At 58.5% G+C, this 18,313-nt stretch carries 18 protein-coding genes and 1 pseudogene; 10 read left to right on the top strand and 9 right to left on the bottom strand.

The window, feature by feature from the left end; all coding sequences use genetic code 11:
* The 6 genes from AC6RA8_RS14920 to AC6RA8_RS14895 all read left to right on the top strand — a co-directional run.
* Positions 1–671 (top strand): oxidoreductase dimerization domain-containing protein (locus AC6RA8_RS14920; protein ID WP_500353520.1); only part of this gene is annotated, 671 nt, incomplete at its 5' end.
* A 79-nt stretch (positions 672–750) separates the two neighbouring features.
* The gene (locus AC6RA8_RS14915) at positions 751–1,149 is read left to right on the top strand and encodes a hypothetical protein (RefSeq protein WP_500353519.1); all 399 of its coding nucleotides are present in this window, start codon (positions 751–753) and stop codon (positions 1,147–1,149) included.
* Between the two features lie 41 nt (positions 1,150–1,190).
* Positions 1,191–2,360, top strand: a complete 1,170-nt coding sequence (locus tag AC6RA8_RS14910) for an MFS transporter (protein WP_500353518.1) — start codon at positions 1,191–1,193, stop codon at positions 2,358–2,360.
* A gap of 87 nt (positions 2,361–2,447) precedes the next feature.
* Positions 2,448–5,330 carry an excinuclease ABC subunit UvrA gene (gene uvrA, locus AC6RA8_RS14905; protein WP_500353517.1) on the top strand — a complete coding sequence of 961 codons (2,883 nt, stop codon included), beginning with the start codon at positions 2,448–2,450 and terminating at the stop codon, positions 5,328–5,330.
* A 73-nt stretch (positions 5,331–5,403) separates the two neighbouring features.
* The gene (locus AC6RA8_RS14900; protein WP_500353516.1) at positions 5,404–6,111 is read left to right on the top strand and encodes a head GIN domain-containing protein; all 708 of its coding nucleotides are present in this window, start codon (positions 5,404–5,406) and stop codon (positions 6,109–6,111) included.
* A gap of 188 nt (positions 6,112–6,299) precedes the next feature.
* Positions 6,300–6,557, top strand: coding sequence for a hypothetical protein (locus AC6RA8_RS14895; protein ID WP_500353515.1), 258 nt, complete (start codon positions 6,300–6,302; stop codon positions 6,555–6,557).
* A 3-nt stretch (positions 6,558–6,560) separates the two neighbouring features.
* Here AC6RA8_RS14895 and mmsB read toward each other — a convergent pair whose 3' ends face one another.
* The 4 genes and pseudogenes from mmsB to AC6RA8_RS14875 all read right to left on the bottom strand — a co-directional run bounded on the left by mmsB (position 6,561) and on the right by AC6RA8_RS14875 (position 9,960).
* Entirely contained in the window at positions 6,561–7,433 is an 873-nt protein-coding gene (gene mmsB, locus AC6RA8_RS14890) for a 3-hydroxyisobutyrate dehydrogenase (protein WP_500353522.1), read from the bottom strand.
* 12 nt (positions 7,434–7,445) lie between these two features.
* Positions 7,446–8,474: pseudogene (locus AC6RA8_RS14885) on the bottom strand (enoyl-CoA hydratase/isomerase family protein); the annotation flags it as partial.
* On the bottom strand, positions 8,471–8,821 hold the full coding sequence (locus AC6RA8_RS14880) for a RidA family protein (RefSeq protein ID WP_500353514.1): 351 nt from the start codon (positions 8,819–8,821) through the stop codon (positions 8,471–8,473). The pseudogene AC6RA8_RS14885 and the gene AC6RA8_RS14880, both read right to left, overlap by 4 nt.
* Positions 8,818–9,960, bottom strand: coding sequence for an acyl-CoA dehydrogenase family protein (locus AC6RA8_RS14875; protein WP_500353513.1), 1,143 nt, complete (start codon positions 9,958–9,960; stop codon positions 8,818–8,820). The genes AC6RA8_RS14880 and AC6RA8_RS14875 overlap by 4 nt, the downstream gene beginning before the upstream one ends.
* A 434-nt stretch (positions 9,961–10,394) precedes the next feature.
* Between AC6RA8_RS14875 and AC6RA8_RS14870 the strand changes: the two genes are divergently transcribed.
* A complete protein-coding gene (locus AC6RA8_RS14870; RefSeq protein ID WP_500353512.1) occupies positions 10,395–11,165 on the top strand; it encodes a VPLPA-CTERM sorting domain-containing protein in 771 nt (256 codons plus the stop codon).
* Between the two features lie 62 nt (positions 11,166–11,227).
* On the opposite strand, the gene AC6RA8_RS14865 is transcribed toward AC6RA8_RS14870, so the two are convergent.
* Together AC6RA8_RS14865 and AC6RA8_RS14860 are read right to left on the bottom strand one after the other, a co-directional pair.
* A complete protein-coding gene (locus tag AC6RA8_RS14865) occupies positions 11,228–11,662 on the bottom strand; it encodes a hypothetical protein (RefSeq protein WP_500353511.1) in 435 nt (144 codons plus the stop codon).
* A 1-nt stretch (position 11,663) separates the two neighbouring features.
* Positions 11,664–13,163 (bottom strand): CoA-acylating methylmalonate-semialdehyde dehydrogenase, encoded by a 1,500-nt coding sequence (locus AC6RA8_RS14860; RefSeq protein ID WP_500353510.1) that lies wholly within the window; start codon positions 13,161–13,163, stop codon positions 11,664–11,666.
* A 122-nt stretch (positions 13,164–13,285) separates the two neighbouring features.
* Between AC6RA8_RS14860 and AC6RA8_RS14855 the strand changes: the two genes are divergently transcribed.
* From AC6RA8_RS14855 to coaD, 3 genes are all read left to right on the top strand, one after another.
* Positions 13,286–14,197, top strand: coding sequence for a LysR family transcriptional regulator (locus AC6RA8_RS14855; protein WP_500353509.1), 912 nt, complete (start codon positions 13,286–13,288; stop codon positions 14,195–14,197).
* Between the two features lie 174 nt (positions 14,198–14,371).
* Complete coding sequence (locus tag AC6RA8_RS14850) at positions 14,372–14,806, top strand: CBS domain-containing protein (protein ID WP_500353508.1); 435 nt, start codon at positions 14,372–14,374, stop codon at positions 14,804–14,806.
* An 80-nt stretch (positions 14,807–14,886) separates the two neighbouring features.
* On the top strand, positions 14,887–15,378 hold the full coding sequence (gene coaD, locus AC6RA8_RS14845) for a pantetheine-phosphate adenylyltransferase (RefSeq protein ID WP_500353507.1): 492 nt from the start codon (positions 14,887–14,889) through the stop codon (positions 15,376–15,378).
* Positions 15,379–15,412: 34 nt separating this feature from the next.
* Here coaD and AC6RA8_RS14840 read toward each other — a convergent pair whose 3' ends face one another.
* From AC6RA8_RS14840 to AC6RA8_RS14830, 3 genes are all read right to left on the bottom strand, one after another.
* Entirely contained in the window at positions 15,413–16,402 is a 990-nt protein-coding gene (locus AC6RA8_RS14840; RefSeq protein WP_500353521.1) for a FecCD family ABC transporter permease, read from the bottom strand.
* 62 nt (positions 16,403–16,464) lie between these two features.
* The gene (locus tag AC6RA8_RS14835; RefSeq protein ID WP_500353506.1) at positions 16,465–17,400 is read right to left on the bottom strand and encodes an ABC transporter substrate-binding protein; all 936 of its coding nucleotides are present in this window, start codon (positions 17,398–17,400) and stop codon (positions 16,465–16,467) included.
* A gap of 12 nt (positions 17,401–17,412) precedes the next feature.
* Positions 17,413–18,195: an ABC transporter ATP-binding protein gene (locus AC6RA8_RS14830; RefSeq protein ID WP_500353505.1), complete on the bottom strand. Its 783-nt coding sequence runs from the start codon at positions 18,193–18,195 to the stop codon at positions 17,413–17,415.
* Between the last annotated feature and the right edge of the window lie 118 nt (positions 18,196–18,313).

Here is an 18,313-nt window from a genome sequence, read left to right as displayed (position 1 = left end):
CCAAAGGCAAGGTGACGGCCCATATCGAGGTGGGCGGCAAGGTCGAGAAACATGACTTCGATACGGTCATTTCCGCAGTTGGCATCGTTGGGAATGTCGAGGGGCTGAACCTTGAAAAACTGGGCGTGAAGGTGGATCGCACCCACGTCGTGACGGACGAATACTGCCGGACCGGTGTCGAGGGGATCTATGCCATCGGCGATATCGCCGGTGCACCGTGGTTGGCACATAAAGCGTCACACGAGGGCGTCATGGTCGCTGAACTGATCGCTGGCAAAAACGATGTTCATCCGATCAAACCCAACTCCATTGCCGGATGCACTTACTGCCACCCACAGGTCGCGTCCGTTGGCCTGACCGAGGCAGCGGCCAAAGAGGCGGGCTATACGCTCAAGGTCGGGAAGTTCCCGTTCATCGGCAACGGCAAGGCGATTGCGTTGGGTGAGCCTGAGGGCATGATCAAGACCGTGTTTGATGCCAAGACGGGCGAGTTGCTGGGGGCGCACATGATCGGCGCCGAGGTGACGGAACTGATCCAGGGCTACGTCGTGGGGCAGGCGCTGGAAACCACGGAAGAAGACCTGATGCACACCGTCTTCCCGCACCCGACACTGTCCGAGATGATGCACGAGAGCGTGCTGGATGCCTATGACCGTGTGATCCACATGTAGGGCGCGACATTTCTTGTCTGAAAATAACCGATGATCGTTATCCTACGGTCATCGGTTTTTTGATTCTGGGGAATGATTGATGAAAAGATGTTTGATGATGCTGGCCGCTGTCTTCTTTGGATTGGGGCTGACAGTCGCACCGGCCTCTGCGCAGCAGTTTACATTTGAATACTACGCGATGCTGTCGCCACAGGACACTTATAACTCGCGGGGCCTGCCTTTGAATGACGTCTGTGGGATCGTGCAGCAGGATCGAGCCAACGTCCACAAATTCGGCAGACGCGACTCCGCGGACAATATCGACCCGTTCTTTACCACGGCTGAGCGGCGGGCAATGATTGCGGGGCGATGCGAGTACGATCCTTCTTACCATACGGTCGAGCGTATCCGCTCTCAATTCATCGGTTTCGTTCTTGTCCGGGTTTTTGGTAGCGGCAACACGGTGACCCGAGTACAAATCTTCGAAGCTGCCGGTTAACGGACCTTGCACCTCCCCGATGCTTGTGATGAGCGTCGGGTATGAGCGACCGCACATCATTCCCCCTTGTCTTTGCCCTTTGGGGCGCGGGGCTGGGGGCAGCGGGGCAATACGCGAAGATTTCGGTGATTTTTGACAGGCTGCCCGCCGTGTATCCCGATGCTGGTGCAGCGCTTGGCTTCACCGTGTCCCTTGTTGGATTTTTGGGTATCCTTTTGGGTGTTATGGCCGGGCTGGTTGTCGCGCGCATCCGGTATCGCCGTGCGATGCTGTGGGCACTTTGGGCTGGGGCGCTGCTGTCATTGTATCAAGCGACATTGCCGAGCTTGCCCTTGATGTTGGTCAGCCGCGCCCTTGAAGGTGTGTCGCATCTGGCACTGGTTGTTGCGGCGCCGACCCTGATTGCGCAACTGAGTGCCGAGCGGCACCGCGGTTTCACCCTGACGCTTTGGAGCACCTTCTTCTCTGTCGCATTTACGCTGTTGGTCGCCCTTGGGTTGCCTCTGGTCGATGCGATGGGTGTGCCTGCGCTGTTTGTGGCCCACGCTATCTGGCTCGCGGTCTTCGCCGTGATCCTTGGCATTTTCCTGCGCCCGCTTGAAGTGCCGCCAGAGGGCGCGTTGTCGTTCTCAGGTATCTTGAGTGACCATGTGGCGATCTACCGGTCGCCCCGGATCGCAGCGCCGGGAGCAGGTTGGATATTCTATACATTCTGTTTCCTGGCGATCCTGACCGTTCTGCCGCCATTCATCGCTCCTGAGTGGCGGGCCTGGGTGATGGGGGCAATGCCGCTGACGGCCATTGCGGTGTCTCTGACCTTGGGCGTCTTTGTTTTGCGCTTCATCTCGGCCGTTACGCTGGTGCAGATCGGTTTTGTATTGAGCATCGTGTCGTTGCTGTGGCTCTGGGCGGTGCCGGGCCTGCCGGCGGCGTGTCTTGCACTGGCTGGTGCTTTGGGGCTGGTGCAGGGGGCAAGCTTTGCTGCCGTGCCCCAATTGAATCCGACCGCTGCCCACCAATCGCAGGCCTATGGCGGCTTGGCGCAGACGGGTAATCTGGGCAACACTTTGGGCACGCCAGTGTTGCTTGCAGTGCTGGGAGTCGCGGGTTTTCCCGGCCTGGTTTGGACCTGCATTGCTGTCTTTGGGTGCGGCATTGCGATCCATGCGTGGATGGCCGCCCGACGGCGTACTGACACCATCCGGCAGTAAGCGACATGTTCACGACATGTTCTCATTTTTTCGTTGGCTCATCCGGCCATCTGACCTATGTACAAACCGTTAATCCGGGGGGCTGACATGGCCGAGCAGAAGAATATCGAGGTGCGTGGCGCGCGCGAGCACAACCTCAAGTCCATCGACGTGGATATCCCACGCGACCAACTGGTTGTGATCACTGGGCTTTCCGGGTCAGGCAAGTCGTCACTGGCCTTCGACACGATCTATGCCGAAGGGCAGCGCCGTTACGTGGAATCACTGTCGGCCTACGCGCGGCAGTTCCTGGACATGATGCAGAAGCCGGATGTGGATCATATTTCCGGTCTGAGCCCTGCGATTTCCATCGAGCAAAAGACGACGTCGAAGAACCCCCGGTCGACTGTCGGCACCGTGACCGAGATTTACGACTACATGCGTCTGCTCTTTGCCCGAGTGGGTACGCCGTATTCCCCGGCGACCGGCAAGCCCATCGAGGCGCAACAGGTGCAGGACATGGTCGACCGCATCATGGCGATGGAGGAGGGGACGCGCGCCTACCTGCTGGCTCCAATCATCCGCGACCGCAAGGGTGAGTACCGCAAGGAGTTTCTGGAGCTGCGCAAGCAGGGCTTCCAGCGGGTGAAAGTGGACGGCGCATTCTATGAGTTGGATGAGCCGCCGACACTGGACAAGAAGTTCCGCCATGACATCGACGTGGTGGTGGACCGGATTGTCGTGCGTGAAGGGCTGGAGACGCGGTTGGCGGATTCGCTGCGCACCGCATTGGACCTGGCCGATGGGATTGCCATTCTGGAGACGGCACCCAGTGAGGGCGACCCGGAGCGCACGACCTTTTCCGAGAAATTCGCCTGTCCTGTCAGTGGCTTCACCATTCCCGAGATTGAGCCGCGCCTGTTTTCCTTCAACGCACCGTTCGGGGCGTGCCCTTCTTGTGACGGGTTGGGGCATGAGCTGTTCTTTGACGAGCGGCTGGTGGTGCCGGATCAGAACCTGAAGGTCTATGACGGGGCGTTAGCGCCGTGGCGCAAAGGGAAATCGCCGTACTTCCTCCAAACCATTGAGGCGATTGCAGCACATTATGAATTCGACGCGCAGACCAAGTGGAAGGACCTGCCGGCACATGTGAAGCAGGTATTCCTCTATGGCTCGGGTGGTGAGGAGATTCCGTTCCGCTATGACGAGGGTGGCCGCGTTTATCAGGTGACGCGGGTGTTCGAGGGGGTGATCCCGAACATGGAGCGCCGCTATCGCGAGACGGATTCGAACTGGATTCGCGAGGAGTTCGAGCGGTACCAGAACAACCGCCCATGCGGGGATTGTGGCGGGTATCGCCTGCGTCCCGAGGCGCTGGCAGTGAAGATCGGGCCGCGGGATGACCCGGATCGGCTGCTGCATGTCGGGCAGGTGGTCGAGATGTCGATCCGCGAGGCCTATGACTGGTGCCAGACGGTGCCAGAGCATCTGACGGACCAGAACAACGAGATTGCGCGAGCCATTCTGAAGGAAATCCGCGAGCGGCTTGGATTCCTGAATAACGTTGGCCTTGAGTATCTTACGATGTCACGTTCAAGCGGCACGTTAAGCGGTGGTGAAAGTCAACGTATCCGCTTGGCCTCGCAAATTGGGTCTGGTTTGACCGGTGTTCTCTACGTGTTGGATGAGCCGTCGATTGGATTGCATCAACGTGACAATGACCGGCTTCTGGGCACGCTCAAGAACCTGCGGGATCAAGGCAATACCGTCATCGTGGTGGAACATGACGAAGAGGCCATTCGCGAGGCGGACTACGTGTTCGACATCGGCCCGGGTGCCGGTGTGCACGGTGGGCAGGTCGTGGCGCACGGGACGCCGGACGTGCTGGCCGCCAGTGGCTCCATCACCGGTGACTACCTGTCCGGCAAGCGCGAGATCGCGGTTCCGACCGAACGTCGCAAGGGGAAGAAGGGCAAGAAGAAAGTCACTGTCGTTAAGGCGACGGGCAACAATCTGCAGAACGTGACGGTCGACTTCCCCTTGGGCAAGTTTGTCTGTGTGACGGGCGTGTCGGGTGGCGGCAAGTCCACACTGACCATTGAGACGCTGTTCAAGACCGCGTCGATGGCGCTGAACGGAGCGCGCCAGACACCTGCGCCTTGCGAAACGATCAAGGGGCTGGAGCATCTGGACAAGGTGATCGACATCGACCAGCGGCCCATCGGGCGCACCCCGCGTTCGAACCCGGCGACCTATACCGGGGCATTCACACCGATCCGCGACTGGTTTGCGGGGCTGCCCGAGGCCAAGGCCCGCGGCTACAAGCCGGGACGCTTCAGTTTCAACGTGAAGGGCGGGCGCTGCGAAGCCTGTCAGGGCGACGGTGTCATCAAGATTGAGATGCACTTCCTGCCCGACGTCTATGTTGAGTGCGAGACCTGCAAGGGTGCGCGCTACAACCGCGAGACGCTTGAGATCAAGTTCAAGGGCAAGTCCATTGCCGATGTGCTGGATATGACGGTCGAAGATGCGCAGGCGTTTTTCCAGGCGGTGCCGTCGATCCGCGAGAAGATGGATGCGCTGATGCGTGTGGGTCTGGGCTACATCAAGGTGGGCCAGCAGGCGACGACCCTGTCCGGGGGCGAGGCGCAACGGGTGAAGCTGTCCAAGGAACTGTCGAAGCGGTCGACGGGTCGGACACTCTATATTCTTGATGAACCGACCACCGGTTTGCATTTCGAAGATGTGCGCAAGCTGTTGGAAGTGCTGCATGAATTGGTGGATCAGGGCAATTCGGTCGTCGTGATTGAACACAACTTGGATGTCGTAAAAACTGCGGACCATATCATCGATATTGGCCCCGAAGGCGGTGATGGCGGTGGTCAGGTTGTTGCAACCGGGACGCCGGAGGAAGTTGCGGAGGTGGCCGAGAGCCATACCGGTCGGTACCTGAAGCCGATGCTCGCGCAGCGCAGGGTAGCGGCGGAGTAAATCGACTCTGCTCTCTTGAATGTTAATCTGATTAACACCATCTCATCCTCGTATTCACATCGGGAGAGTGAAGATGGGACAATCACGATACGTCGTATCGGCTGTCTGCGCGGTTGCCTTGGCGACCCCGCTGGCCGCGCGCGAAACAGTTCATGACTTTTCAGGTTTCACCAAGATCATCGCCGCAGATGGCGTGAATGTCAGAGTGTTTTCAGGTTCGGACTACCGCGTTGTGTCCGATGTGTCTGGCACTGCGCGTGAACGTCGGCTGGTGGTCGAGCAGGACGGTGACACGTTGTCGATCAAACGTCAGGGTGGGTCGTCGATGATCCTGATGGGGATGGCCGACTACTACACCGTTACGGTGCATATGCCGGAATTGACGTCGATCATCGGCAGTCGCGGGGTTGATGTCGAAGTCTCGGGCACGTTTACCGACTCGTTCGAGGCGATGAGCAGCAGTGGTGCCGATGTCGATATTGACGGGTTGGACACTGACACTGTGTACCTCAAGGCCAGTTCGGGCTCGGACCTGGACGTGCGCGGCTCTTGCGAATCCCTTGTGGTTGAGGCCTCCAGCGGGTCGGACATTGATGGTGAGGACCTGGAATGCCGGGACGTACAGGCACGCGCCTCCAGCGGGTCGGACATCGAAATCCATGTCTCCGGAACCTTGTTCGCACGCGCCTCGAGCGGTGGCGACATTAAAGTGGAAGGTGCGCCGATGGATGTGAAGGTGAAGGAAAGCTCAGGCGGCGAAGTTAGCCTGCCTGGATCTTGAACGACTGATTGCTGTTTAAGTCCCGGATTTGGCAGGGCGGGAACACGGAGCGCCTTGCTTTCAGTTGTGCCCTGCGACGTTTGAAAATCGACGTTGGGTAAGTCCGATTGTTTTGGTCAGAATGCCGCATTTAAAGCGGTTCCAGGTCTCTTATCTGATGGGAAACCTTTGGACGGAGCCAATCAAACATGACCACGACAACCACCAACCCGACGCAAAAATCGAGTGTCCTGCGGACGGGGTTGCGGACAATATCGGATGCCGCGCGCACCATGTTCTCTGCTGTGGTTGGCCCGGAGCTTTATGTCCTGCTGGGGATATTGGCCTTTGTGGTCGCATGGGGGCTGGCCATAGCCGCATGGGGATACCCAGCCCTGATCATTGTGGCCCTGTTCCTGGTGTTTGTGATTTTCGCGGGCCTGATGCTGATCACCGTCGGAAAATAGAGGTCAGCCGCGCCCGCGGATTTCGAACCGAGGCAGCATGGCGCTGAAATCCTTGCCCAGCCCATCCTCGTTTTCGACAAACTGGCGGTAGAGTTCTAGCGCGCGTTGCCCCATGGGGGTGTCCGCGTCTACAGCCTCTGCCGCCTGCTGGCTCAGGCCAAGGTCTTTCAGCATCAGTTCTGCGGCGAAGCCCGGGGTGTAGCCATTGTCCGCAGGGCTTTGCGGGCCAACGCCCGGGGCAGGGCAGTAGGCGTTCATCGTCCATGAGTAGCCCGAGGATGTGCTGACCACATCGAACATCTTTTGCCGGTCGAGGCCCAGTTTGTCGGCCAGAGCAAAGGCTTCGCAAGTGGCGATCATGGTCGCGCCGAGGATCATGTTGTTACAGATCTTGGCCGCCTGACCAGCGCCTGCATCGCCGCAATGCACGGCCTTTTGCCCCATGATGTCGAAGAGTGGCTTGGCGGCCTCGAAAGCCGCCGCGCTGCCGCCCGCCATGAACGTAAGGGTTCCGCCAGCCGCGCCGCCGATACCACCCGATACGGGCGCATCAACACAGCCCAGCCCAGCAGCTTCTGCTTGCGCCGCGACCGCGCGCGCGCTTTCCACATCAACGGTCGAGCAGTCGATCAACGTCGCACCAGGTTTCATCGCAGGGATCACTTCGGCGGCGACTTGGCGCAGGATGTCGCCATTGGGCAGCATCGTGATGACGATGTCCTGATCGGTGGCAGCCTCTGCCGCGCTTGGGGCGTTCGTGACGCCCTCGGCCGTGGTTCCGGCCACGTCGAACCCGGTCACGCTATGCCCGGCCTTGGCAAGGTTTGCGGCCATCGGGGCACCCATGTTGCCCAGCCCAACAAATCCGATCTTCATGCCCGTTCCTCCCAATTTGAGTGCCATGTCCCCCAGCGGCATCAGCATCTTGCTGACCGCGGTGGGCGGGACCGTGCCGTCAGCATATTGCCATTTTGGCGCCCGGTCCTTGTCGATGATTGCAGCGCGGATGCCTTCAAGGAAGTCGCCATGCTCCATCGCGCGCGCGGTGAAGCGGTATTCGAGGTCCAGCGCCTTTTCCAGCGTCAGGGAGGGGCCGCGCAAGCGGTGCAGGGCTTCGATGGTGCAGGCCATGGAGAGTGGGCTGTTGCGGCCCATGCGCTTGAGCGTGTCGCGGGCAAAGTCGCTGTCCTCGGCCCGCAGCGTGGTCAGCACGTCGCTGAGTGATGCGCCATGAAAGTGTCTGTCGATGTGAGGCATCGCGTGTTGAAGTGGTCCGGCTTCTGGATCCGTGGCAGCCGCAGCGATGCAGGATGTGTCGCCCGTCGCCTCAAGCGTGGCGATCAGGGCGGGCCAATGTACTTCGGCCACGTAGTGATCTGCAAAGCCTGCAAAGACTGCATCGCTTGCGTTCATTCGGGCAGCCGTTGTGCCAAGATACTCACCCAAGCGACCGGGGGCGAGGGTGAGCATCAGCGACCCGCCCACATCGGGCACAAGTCCGATGCCGCATTCGGGCATGGCGATCTGGCTGCTGTCGCCGACAACCCGGTGCGATCCGTGACAGCCGATGCCAACACCGCCGCCCATGGTGAAGCCCTGCAGGAAGCTGACCACCGGCTTGGGGTAGTGAAAAATCTTGTGGTTCAGGCGATATTCGTCGGCCCAAAATTTCTGGCCGTATGCATAGTCGCCCTTGGTGCCGGTCTCGTAGAGTTCAGCGATGTCCCCGCCTGAACAGAAGGCACGCTCACCCTCGGCGTCCAGCACAACAACCTGCACTGCGTCGTCAGTCGCCCATATGTCGAGCGCCTCTTCGATGGCCAGACACATTTCGTAGGTCATGGCATTGAGCGCTTGGCGGCGTTGCAAAGTGATCCGGCCCGCGCGCCCGGTGATGCGGATGGAGATGTCGGTCATGGCAGGGCCGCCGTGCAGATGATTTCGACGTCGTAGCCTTCGCCACCAATCTGTACCTCTCCACACGACCGGGCGGGGGCGGTGCCAGCGGGCACCCATGCGCCCCAAACCTCGTTGATCGCGTCATAGTCGGATATGGAGGCGAGCCAGATGGTCACGGACAGCAATCGGGTTTTGTCAGTGCCTATGACGGCAAGGTATTGATCGACCTTGGACAGCGCTTCGCGTGCTTGGGTCTGGATTGGTGCAAAGGCGGTACCACATTGCCCGGCAAGATAAGCGGTCTGCCCGTGCATAACCGCCTGGCTCATCCGTTTATCTGTATCGAAGCGCTTGATGTCTGTCATCGGTTCTTCAACATGTCGCGCGCTACGATCACGCGCATGATTTCGTTCGTGCCTTCCAAGATCTGATGCACCCGCAAATCACGGACCAGTTTTTCGATGCCGTAGTCGGCCAGATAGCCGTAGCCGCCGTGCAATTGCAGGCATTGGTCCACCACCTTCGATCCCGCCTCGGTCACAAATTTCTTGGCCATGGCGCAGAACTTCGTGGCATCCGGCGAACCGTTGTCGAGCTTCCATGCCGCTTGCCAGAGGAAGGTGCGCGCGGCTTGCAGCTCGATCTCCATATCCGCGAGACGGAATTGCAGGCCCTGAAACTGGTCGATGGGTTGACCGAAAGCCTTGCGCTCGCCCATGTAGTCCAAAGTAACCTTCAATGCGGTCTGAGCAGCACCTAGGGAACAGGCGGCGATGTTCAGACGACCACCATCAAGGCCCATCATCGCATACTTAAAGCCCTGGCCTTCTTCGCCGACCAAGTTACCGCCGGGGATATTGCAATTGTCGAACTGGACCTGCGCGGTGGGTTGGCTGCGCCAGCCCATCTTGTCTTCGAGGCCGCCAAAGGACAAACCTTCGGTTCCGTCTTCGACATAGACAGTCGAGACACCTTTGGGTCCATCTTCGCCGGTGCGCACCATGCATACATACGCGTCCGAGTATCCGCCACCAGAGATGAACGCCTTGGTGCCGTTCAGGGTGTAGCCCTCATTCGTGCGATCCGCACGGGTGCGCAGGGCGGCGGCGTCAGAGCCACTGCCGGGCTCGGTCAGACAATAGCTGAGCACGGTGTTCATGCTCAGGACGTCCGGCATCACGCGGGCCTTCAGGTAGTCATCGGCAAAGTTGTCGAGCATCTTCGCGCACATGTTGTGGATCGACAGGAAGGCGGCTACCGACGGGCAGGCCATCGACAGGGCCTCGAACACAAGCGTGGCATCCAGACGTGACAAGCCTGCGCCGCCCGCGTCTTCGGAGACATAAAGTGATGCAAAACCCAGGGCGCCTACCTTCGGCCATAGCTCTTTGGGGATTGTGCCCGCTGTTTCCCAGTCACGGGCGTACGGAGCTATCTCGGATTGGCCGAATGCATGTGCCATTTCGAACATAGCTGTTTGTTCTTCGGTCAGGGCGTAGTCCAAGGTATGTATCCTTTTATCGATCAGCTTACCGTTTCTCACGGTAATTGAACATTTGTTTATTTTTCCTCTGGATGACTTTGGATGCAAGGGAGAAGCGGGGCATTGCTAAAAAAATAGCGTCTTTTATACAGTTCGGTCATGTCAGGCTTGTTGAGATTGACGATAGAATCACCACGGTGACGAGCTGTCGTTGAACGCGTCAAGAAAAATTCTCTGATGGCGGGAATTTATTCCCGTTAAAGTAGCTCTCCGCGAGAGTCGTCAGGTTCCATTTGATGGACAATACTCTTTCTGAGCGCGTTTTGTTGTTGTTTTCGCGGTGAAATTTAGAAACGGTCAGAATTTTTTATCAAAATGGGCGAAAACCCTTCATACACCGTTGTGGCAGATTTTTGCCTATGATAACCACACGCGGGTGGTGAGAGTTTATTGGAGTGAGTGGTAAAATGACGAAGAGTGCGCTGTTTGGTGTTGCCTTTATGGTCGTGGCCGGAGCCGCTGGTGCTGTGCCCGTTAACGTTACCTTTGACTTGTCGACACCATATGGATCTGTCGATTACGGCAGCAACGGAAGTAGCTTTTCGCTCAACGAGGGTGGTTTGTCCGCAACGTTCAGTGCCAACGCATTCCGTAGAATTTCCATCGACAACAACATAGTTACTGACAGCTCGGTCAGAGTTGGTGAAATTGGTCGGTGGACCACCGGAGCAGGGGCGGTGACGCACCGCCGCGATTCCCATTTCGTTGATGGCGGCGGGCAGCCAGACTTCCTGCAAGTGAACTTTTCCAAGTCCGTTTCTGTAAGCGAAGTTACATTCAGCTACTTCCGTGAGGACTCAACCCGCTTCAAGTGCACGTGGTATAGCGGTTACAGGACTTGTGGTGATGTGGAAGTTGACGGGGATGATTTCCGTTGGCTTTATGATTTGTCCGGCGATGGCACCATCGGTACAGGTGACTGGATAAGCGAAGACCAAAGCGCAAACCCTTTCCGTGAGTTTGGGTCGGTTTCAAGTTCTGTCTTCGCATTTGGCGCTTTCGGTTGGAACGACTTCTGGAAACTGAAGTCTGTGTCGGTCACCTACGATGTGCCTAATAATGAACCGCCCGCTGTTCCGCTGCCTGCTAGCGGTCTTTTGCTGCTAGGTGCGCTGGCAGGTGTTGCCGGCATGCGTCGCCGTAAGACAGCACCTGAAGCCTATTGATCAAAGACTTTTTATAATAATGTCTTTTTATGCCGGTTGCTGCAAAGCAGCCGGTTTTATTGTTACCGCACCACCCGTCCGTCACTGGGCGTCAGCAACATATCAATTGAGGGTTCCAACTGGCCAAGCAGGGCAAGCGCTTCGGCTTCGGAATGCTGGATCATAGGAACAACGGTCTTCACATCACCCCAGGAACGCAAATACATGCTGCAGATCTCCTGACTGATCAGTGTAGGCGCGATGTAAACGACAAGGGTTTGTATGCCAGCACAAGCAAGCCTGTCAGCCTTGGCGGCCTGCATTTCCATGAAGCGCATGTAGTCCTTTTCGTACTCTGTCACACGAGATAGGTCGATCAGCTGCTTTTGGCCTGGCGCATAGTCCTGGTGATTGACGTAAGCTGCGGTTGCTGCCAACGCCTCGTCAATCAGGACTTTGTTTGTGAACCGAACCACGACAAGTCCGCGATCCGGAAATATGCGAAACCTTACAGGCATCCTACTCCATGACGGGTATCGAGAATTCTCCGCCTTCCTTAATTCCGGACGGCCAGCGTGCCGTCACTGTCTTCGTACGTGTATAGAACTTAAATGCGTCAGGACCATGTTGATTTAAGTCCCCGAATACGGATTTTTTCCAGCCCCCGAACGTATGATAGGCCAATGGAACGGGAATTGGGACATTAATGCCTACCATGCCGATGTTGATTCGGTTGGCAAAATCGCGGGCTGTGTCCCCGTCGCGGGTGAAGATCGCGGTGCCGTTGCCGTATTCATGGTCCATGGCAAGGCCAATGGCTTCCTCATAGGTTTGTGCACGGACGGTTGTTAGGACGGGGCCAAAGATTTCCTGTTTGTAAATGTCCATGTCTTTAGTCGCACGGTCGAAAAGATGCGGGCCGACAAAGTATCCGTCTTCGTAGCCCTGCAGTTTAAAATCACGTCCATCAACAACCAGTTCTGCGCCCTGATCAATGCCGGTTTGCACAAGTCGTTCGATGTTGGCTTTGGCCGCACCGGTCACAACGGGGCCATAGTCCACGTCGTTGCCTGCGGTGTAGGGGCCGACCTTCAGCTTTTCGATGCGCGGCACCAGTTTTTCGATCAGACGGTCGGCGGTTTCGTCGCCAACAGGCACGGCGACCGAGATCGCCATGCAGCGCTCACCAGCCGCGCCGTAGCCTGCGCCAACCAACGCATCAGCGGCCTGATCCATATCGGCGTCCGGCATGACGATCATATGGTTCTTGGCCCCGCCGAAGCATTGCACGCGTTTGCCGTTCGCGCAGCCGGTGGCATAGATGTATTCGGCGATCGGTGTCGAGCCGACGAAGCCAATGGATTGGATCACCTCATGGTGCAGGATTGCGTCCACAGCTTCCTTGTCACCATTGACGACTTGCAGGATACCTTGGGGCAGGCCCGCTTCTTCCATCAATTCGGCCAGCATCAGTGGCACCGACGGGTCGCGCTCGGACGGTTTGAGGATAAAGGCGTTGCCGCAGGCGATGGCTGGCGCAAACATCCACATTGGGATCATGGCCGGGAAGTTGAACGGAGTAATGCCCGCCGTCACGCCAAGGGCCTGGCGCATGGAGTACATGTCGATGCCGGGGCCCGCGCTGTCGGTGTATTCACCTTTCAGCAAGTGGGGCGCGCCGATGCAATATTCCACAACCTCAAGGCCGCGCTGCACGTCGCCTGCTGCATCGGGAAGCGTTTTGCCGTGCTCGCGGCTCAGTGCCTCGGCCAGCTTGTCCATGTCGCGGTTGAGCAGGTCCACAAATTTCATCAGCACGCGCGCCCGGCGCTGGGGGTTGGTTGCAGCCCATGCGGGTTGCGCCTTGGCCGCGACTTCGACCGCGTTGGCCAATTCGCTTGCCGACGCCAGCGGAACCTTCGCCTGCACTTCTCCCGTGGCCGGGTTCATCACATCCGCAAAACGGCCCGATGTTCCGTTGACATGGGCACCATCGATGTAGTGGGTCAGTTCCTGCATTTCGCGTCCTCCCGGGGGGTGTTCAATTCTACTGTTGTCGGCAGGATAGTCTTGCAAAATATCCGGGAAAAGAGGCAAGTGGGCAAAACCATTTTGCACTTTTGCAGATTGGAGAGGGCTTGATGCTTCCACATTGGGACGATTTGCGCCTGTTTCTGGCGGTGGCGCGTGCCGAAACGCTTTCTGCGGCGGCTAAGGATGTCCGTAAGGATGCGGCGACTTTGGGCCGGCGTGTGGCACGGCTGGAGCGGGATCTGGACGTGGTCCTGTTTCGCAAGTCGCCACAAGGATATGCGCTGACGGATGCCGGTGCGCAGTTGCTGGAGCGGGCAGAAGCTGCCGAGGCCGCCATGCGCGCCGCAACAGAGGGGATTTCCGGAGCAGGACCAACCCAGGCCGAAACGGGGTTGACGGGTCAGGTACGTATTGGTGCGCCGGACGGATGCGCAAACTACGTGTTGCCACAGGTTTGCGCCGCCTTGGGGCAGGCGCATCCGGCGCTTGATATTCAGATCATAGCCTTGCCCAGGGTCTTTAACCTGTCCCGGCGCGAGGCTGATCTGGCCATCGGTGTGAGCGCGCCCACTGCGGGGCAGCTCACGGTGCAGCGCATTTCCGAATACCGGCTGCACCTCGCTGCCAGTGAAAGCTATCTCGCCAGTGCGCCGCCGCTGGCGGAGATGGGTGATCTGCATGCGCATCGGATTGTTGGATACATCCCGGACATGATTTTTGATCGGGAACTGGATTATCTGGCCGATGCCGGGGTGGAACGGGTTGCTTTAGCGTCCAACTCGGTCGCGGTGCAGTTGAACCTGCTGCGGCAAGGGGCGGGCGTTGGTGTGGTGCACGACTTTGCGTTGCCATTCGCGCCTGGTCTGTGCCGCGTGCTGACCAGCCAGATGTCCCTGTCGCGCAGCTTTTTCCTGATCCGGCATCAGTCTGACACCCGCGACCGCCGGCTGAACGCATTTGCCGAGCTTTTAGTGCAAGGGGTTCGATCCGAGATTTCGAGACTGGAAGGCTGTGTGTGAGTAAAATCAGGTGCTTGCTGGCGGATATTCAACTTGTATTTTGATGCGCCACGGTCGCACTTGTAGGCGAATTTCAACCGGCAGTGGATTGCCGGGCGACGTTCGTACACTTGACAGACAGGGCCTTGGCGGCGGACGCTGAGATATGTCGCAGTATTGACGAGGTCCAGATCCATGCTTGTGCACCAGATTCTCAAGTCCAAATCCGATGACGCTGTTGTGACGGTGAAACCCGGCACGCAGGTCTCTGAAGCGGCCAAAATCCTTGCGGAACGCAAGATCGGGACGGTGGTTGTCTCGCCCGATGGTCTGACCGCTGCGGGTATTCTGTCCGAACGCGATATCGTTCGCGTGCTGGCCAAGCGGGGTGGGGCGATCCTGAACGACCCGGTCGACAACTTCATGACTTCGAAACTTGTGACATGTCGGCGCGACGACAAGGCGGACGATGTTTTGGCCCAGATGACCGAAGGCCGATTTCGCCACATGCCCGTCGTTGAGGACGGGCAACTCGTGGGTTTGATCACCTTGGGCGACGTGGTCAAAGCGCGACTGACCGAGCTGTCGATGGAGAAGGAAGCGCTTCAAGGTATGATTATGGGTCACTGACCAGACGCACGCGTCGTGTTTGCTTGCAATCGCGTGTCTGAAATGCTGCATTGCGGCCAAGACGACTGACGGAGCCGCCAATGCGCATCGGCCTATACCCTGGCACCTTTGATCCCATCACGCTGGGGCATATCGACATCATTCGGCGGGCCAGTCCCATGGTCGACAGATTGGTGATTGGCGTCGCCATTAACCGGGACAAGGGCCCCCTATTTTCACTGGAAGAGCGGGTGAGCATGATCGAGGCCGAATGCGCGAAACTGAGTGCGCAGACGGGCACCGAAATTGTCGCCCATCCCTTTGAAAACCTGTTGATTGATTGCGCCCGCGATGTCGGTGCGCAATTGATCATCCGCGGTCTGCGGGCTGTTGCGGATTTTGAATACGAATTCCAGATGGTCGGCATGAACCGGCAACTGGATAACAGCATCGAAACCGTATTCCTGATGGCCGAAGCGGAACATCAGGCGATTGCGTCAAAGCTGGTCAAGGAAATCGCCCGACTGGGAGGGGACGTCAGCAAATTCGTGACGCCGCTGGTGAACGACGCGCTGAAGCAGCGGTTCGGTTGATATGCATCTTTCGGAACACGCGCCTCGGAAGCGCTTAGCCTAAGCGCCTGCGCAGCAGCCAGACAAAGAACACGCCGCCAATCAGCCCTGTGATGACGCCAATCGGCACCTCGTCAGGCGCCATGAATATGCGCGCGAGAATGTCCGCCCAGATGAGGAATACGGCCCCCAGCAGGGCAGAGGCAGGCAGAACGCGGGCATAGTCGCCCCCGACGATTAGGCGCACGATGTGTGGCACCATCAGGCCAACAAAACCGATGATACCTGAGAAGGCCACCATGACACCGGTGATCAGCGCCCCCACCACAAAAACGGAGAGGCGAAACCGGGCCACCGGAATGCCCAACGTGGATGCTGTCTCGTCCCCGATGGTCATGGCGTTCAGGTTGCTGGCGTTGATCCACAGATACGCGCCGCCTGCGACAAGGATGGCAAACGGAAAGATAAGCTGGCCCCATTGGGCGAGGCCCAGCCCACCGAGCATCCAGAATACCACCGTGTGCGTGGCACGTGGGTCGCCAAGAAAGATCAGCATATTGGCCAGTGACATGACGATGAAGGACACGGCAACACCCGCCAGGATCAGACGATCCGCACTGGTTGCAGACGCAAACTGAGAGACCGCGAGCACAAGCAGCGTCGCCGCGAGCGCACCAAAGAAAGCCAAAAGCGGCACGGTGAGCAGGCCGAGGAACAGGCCGGTATGCAGCAAGGCCAGAATGGCGCCAAAAGCCCCTCCAGCAGAGATGCCCAGAAGATGGGGATCAGCCAGCGGATTGCGCGTCACGGCCTGCAGGCTGGCCCCAACCATGGCAAGGCCAGCCCCGACACAGCACGCCAGAAGCGCCCGGGGAAAGCGGATGTCCCACACAATTGCCTCGCGGCCCGGCGACCACAGAACTGTCACCCAGTCGGGCGATACCTTGTTGGCAACCACGCCCCAAACCACCGACATCGGGATCGAGATCGCGCCCAGGCCAATAGCCGCGGAAATCGAGAGGACCAGCACGGCAAAGCCCACCATGATCGCGAACGGGCGCGTCAGGTTACGGCTTTTGATGGCTGTTCCAGTCCTCTCCATGCGTGTCACTCCGCGCGGAATGCAGCGGCCAGGGTCTTGACCGCGTTGATGTTGCGCGGACCGGGGGTCGCCTCGACATATTCCAAGGTGACAAAGCGATCATTTTTGACCGCGTCAATGTCTGCAAAAGCAGGGTTGGACATCATGAAGGCGCGTTTTTCTTCTGCAGTGACCTCTCCGTAGTTCACGATCACGATGACCTCGGGATTGCGCTCGACCACGGCTTCCCAGCCCACGGTGGCCCAGCTTTTTTCAAAGTCATTCATGATGTTTGTCCCGCCCGCTGCTTCGATCAATGCGTTGGGCATAGCATAGCGGCCGGCTGTAAACGGGGTGTCTTCACCACTGTCATAAACGAAGACGCGAGGTGCCTGATCCAACGGTGCCAAGTCGGCCGTGAAACTCTTCAAATCAGCGCGGTAGCCTTCTACCAATGCTTCGGCCTTGTCGGAAACGTCAAAAATGGCCCCAAGGTTCAGCAGGTCATTATACATGTCGTCCATGCTGGCTGCGTCTTTTTCGCCGATATGAATGCAGCTTTCCGTTAGCTCATAGACCTCGATGCCAAATGGGGCGAGCGTTTCGGGTGTGACGTCCCCTCCGACCTTCATGCCGTAGTTCCAACCTGCAAAGAAGAAATCCGCGTCGGCTCCGATCAAGACCTCTTTACTCGGGTATTTTGAGGACAACTCTGGCAGCGCTTCAACACCTGCCGTCATCTCCTCATCCAGGGTCTTCCAACCGGAGATACCGGTGTACCCGACCATCCGGTCGGCAAGGCCAAGAACAAGCATCATCTCGGTTAGGTTCACATCGTTCGAGATTGCGGCTTTTGGCGGGGTGTCGAATGTCACGGTACGGTCACAGCTTTGCACCGTGGTCTGTGCCAGTGCGCTGGTGGCGCAGAGGGTGGCGGCGAGGGTTGTGAGGATACGTTTCATTTGCAGGGGTCCTTACGTTGGCAAATGGAATGAAAAGTGTTTGGTGTCGCTTGGGTTGAGCCGCTCGCGGCGGGCTTCGACGCGGAATGCGGACGAGACTTCCGCCTCGGTCAACACCTGGTCTGGTGGGCCAAACCCTTTGGTTTCGCCATTTTCAAGCAGCAGGATGGTGTCACAGGTTTGCGCGGCCATATTCAGGTCATGCAGCGAGACGATGATGGTCAGGTCCAGTTCGCGGATCAGGGCCAGCACCTCGAGTTGGTGGCGAATATCAAGGTGATTGGTTGGCTCATCGAGCACCAGAACCTGCGGTTGCTGCGCCAGTGCACGGGCGACCATGACACGTTGCCGTTCACCGCCGGACAATGTGGCGACGTCCCGGTCGGCGAGATCCTGAAGATGCAGTTGCTTGATCGTTCTGGCGACAATTTCCGCATCTCTTGCACCGCCAGAGGAAAACCCGGACCGGTGCGGGGTACGGCCCAGCATGACGACCTCGCGCACTGTCAGTCCAAAAGACGACACCTGTTCCTGCAAGACCGCTGCGACACGTCGTGCGGCCACGCGAGGTGGGACAGACCAGATGTCTTGACCCGCGATGCGAATTTGGCCGCTCGACGGGCGATAGTAGCGGTAGATCATCCGCAACAAGGTCGATTTGCCAGCCCCGTTTGGCCCAACGACACCCAGCACCTGTCCGGCTTTAACGTGAAAGCTGGTTGGTTTCAGCAGGGGGGATGAAGCGCGCTGCGGTGTCCAGCTGGCATTCTCTGCAAAAACATCGGCCGCGCTCATGATGCGCGCACGTTACTGTCTTCCAACGCGATGATCGCGGCGGGCACACGGGCCAGTGTCGATGTGCGCAGTTTTCCGGGGCGATCAACGGATGAACACCAGCCATCCTCCATCTCGG

Source organism: Tateyamaria sp. (assembly GCF_059783535.1).
The sequence above is the reverse complement of the archived record's forward strand: the minus strand, read 5'-3'. Positions and strand labels throughout refer to the sequence as shown.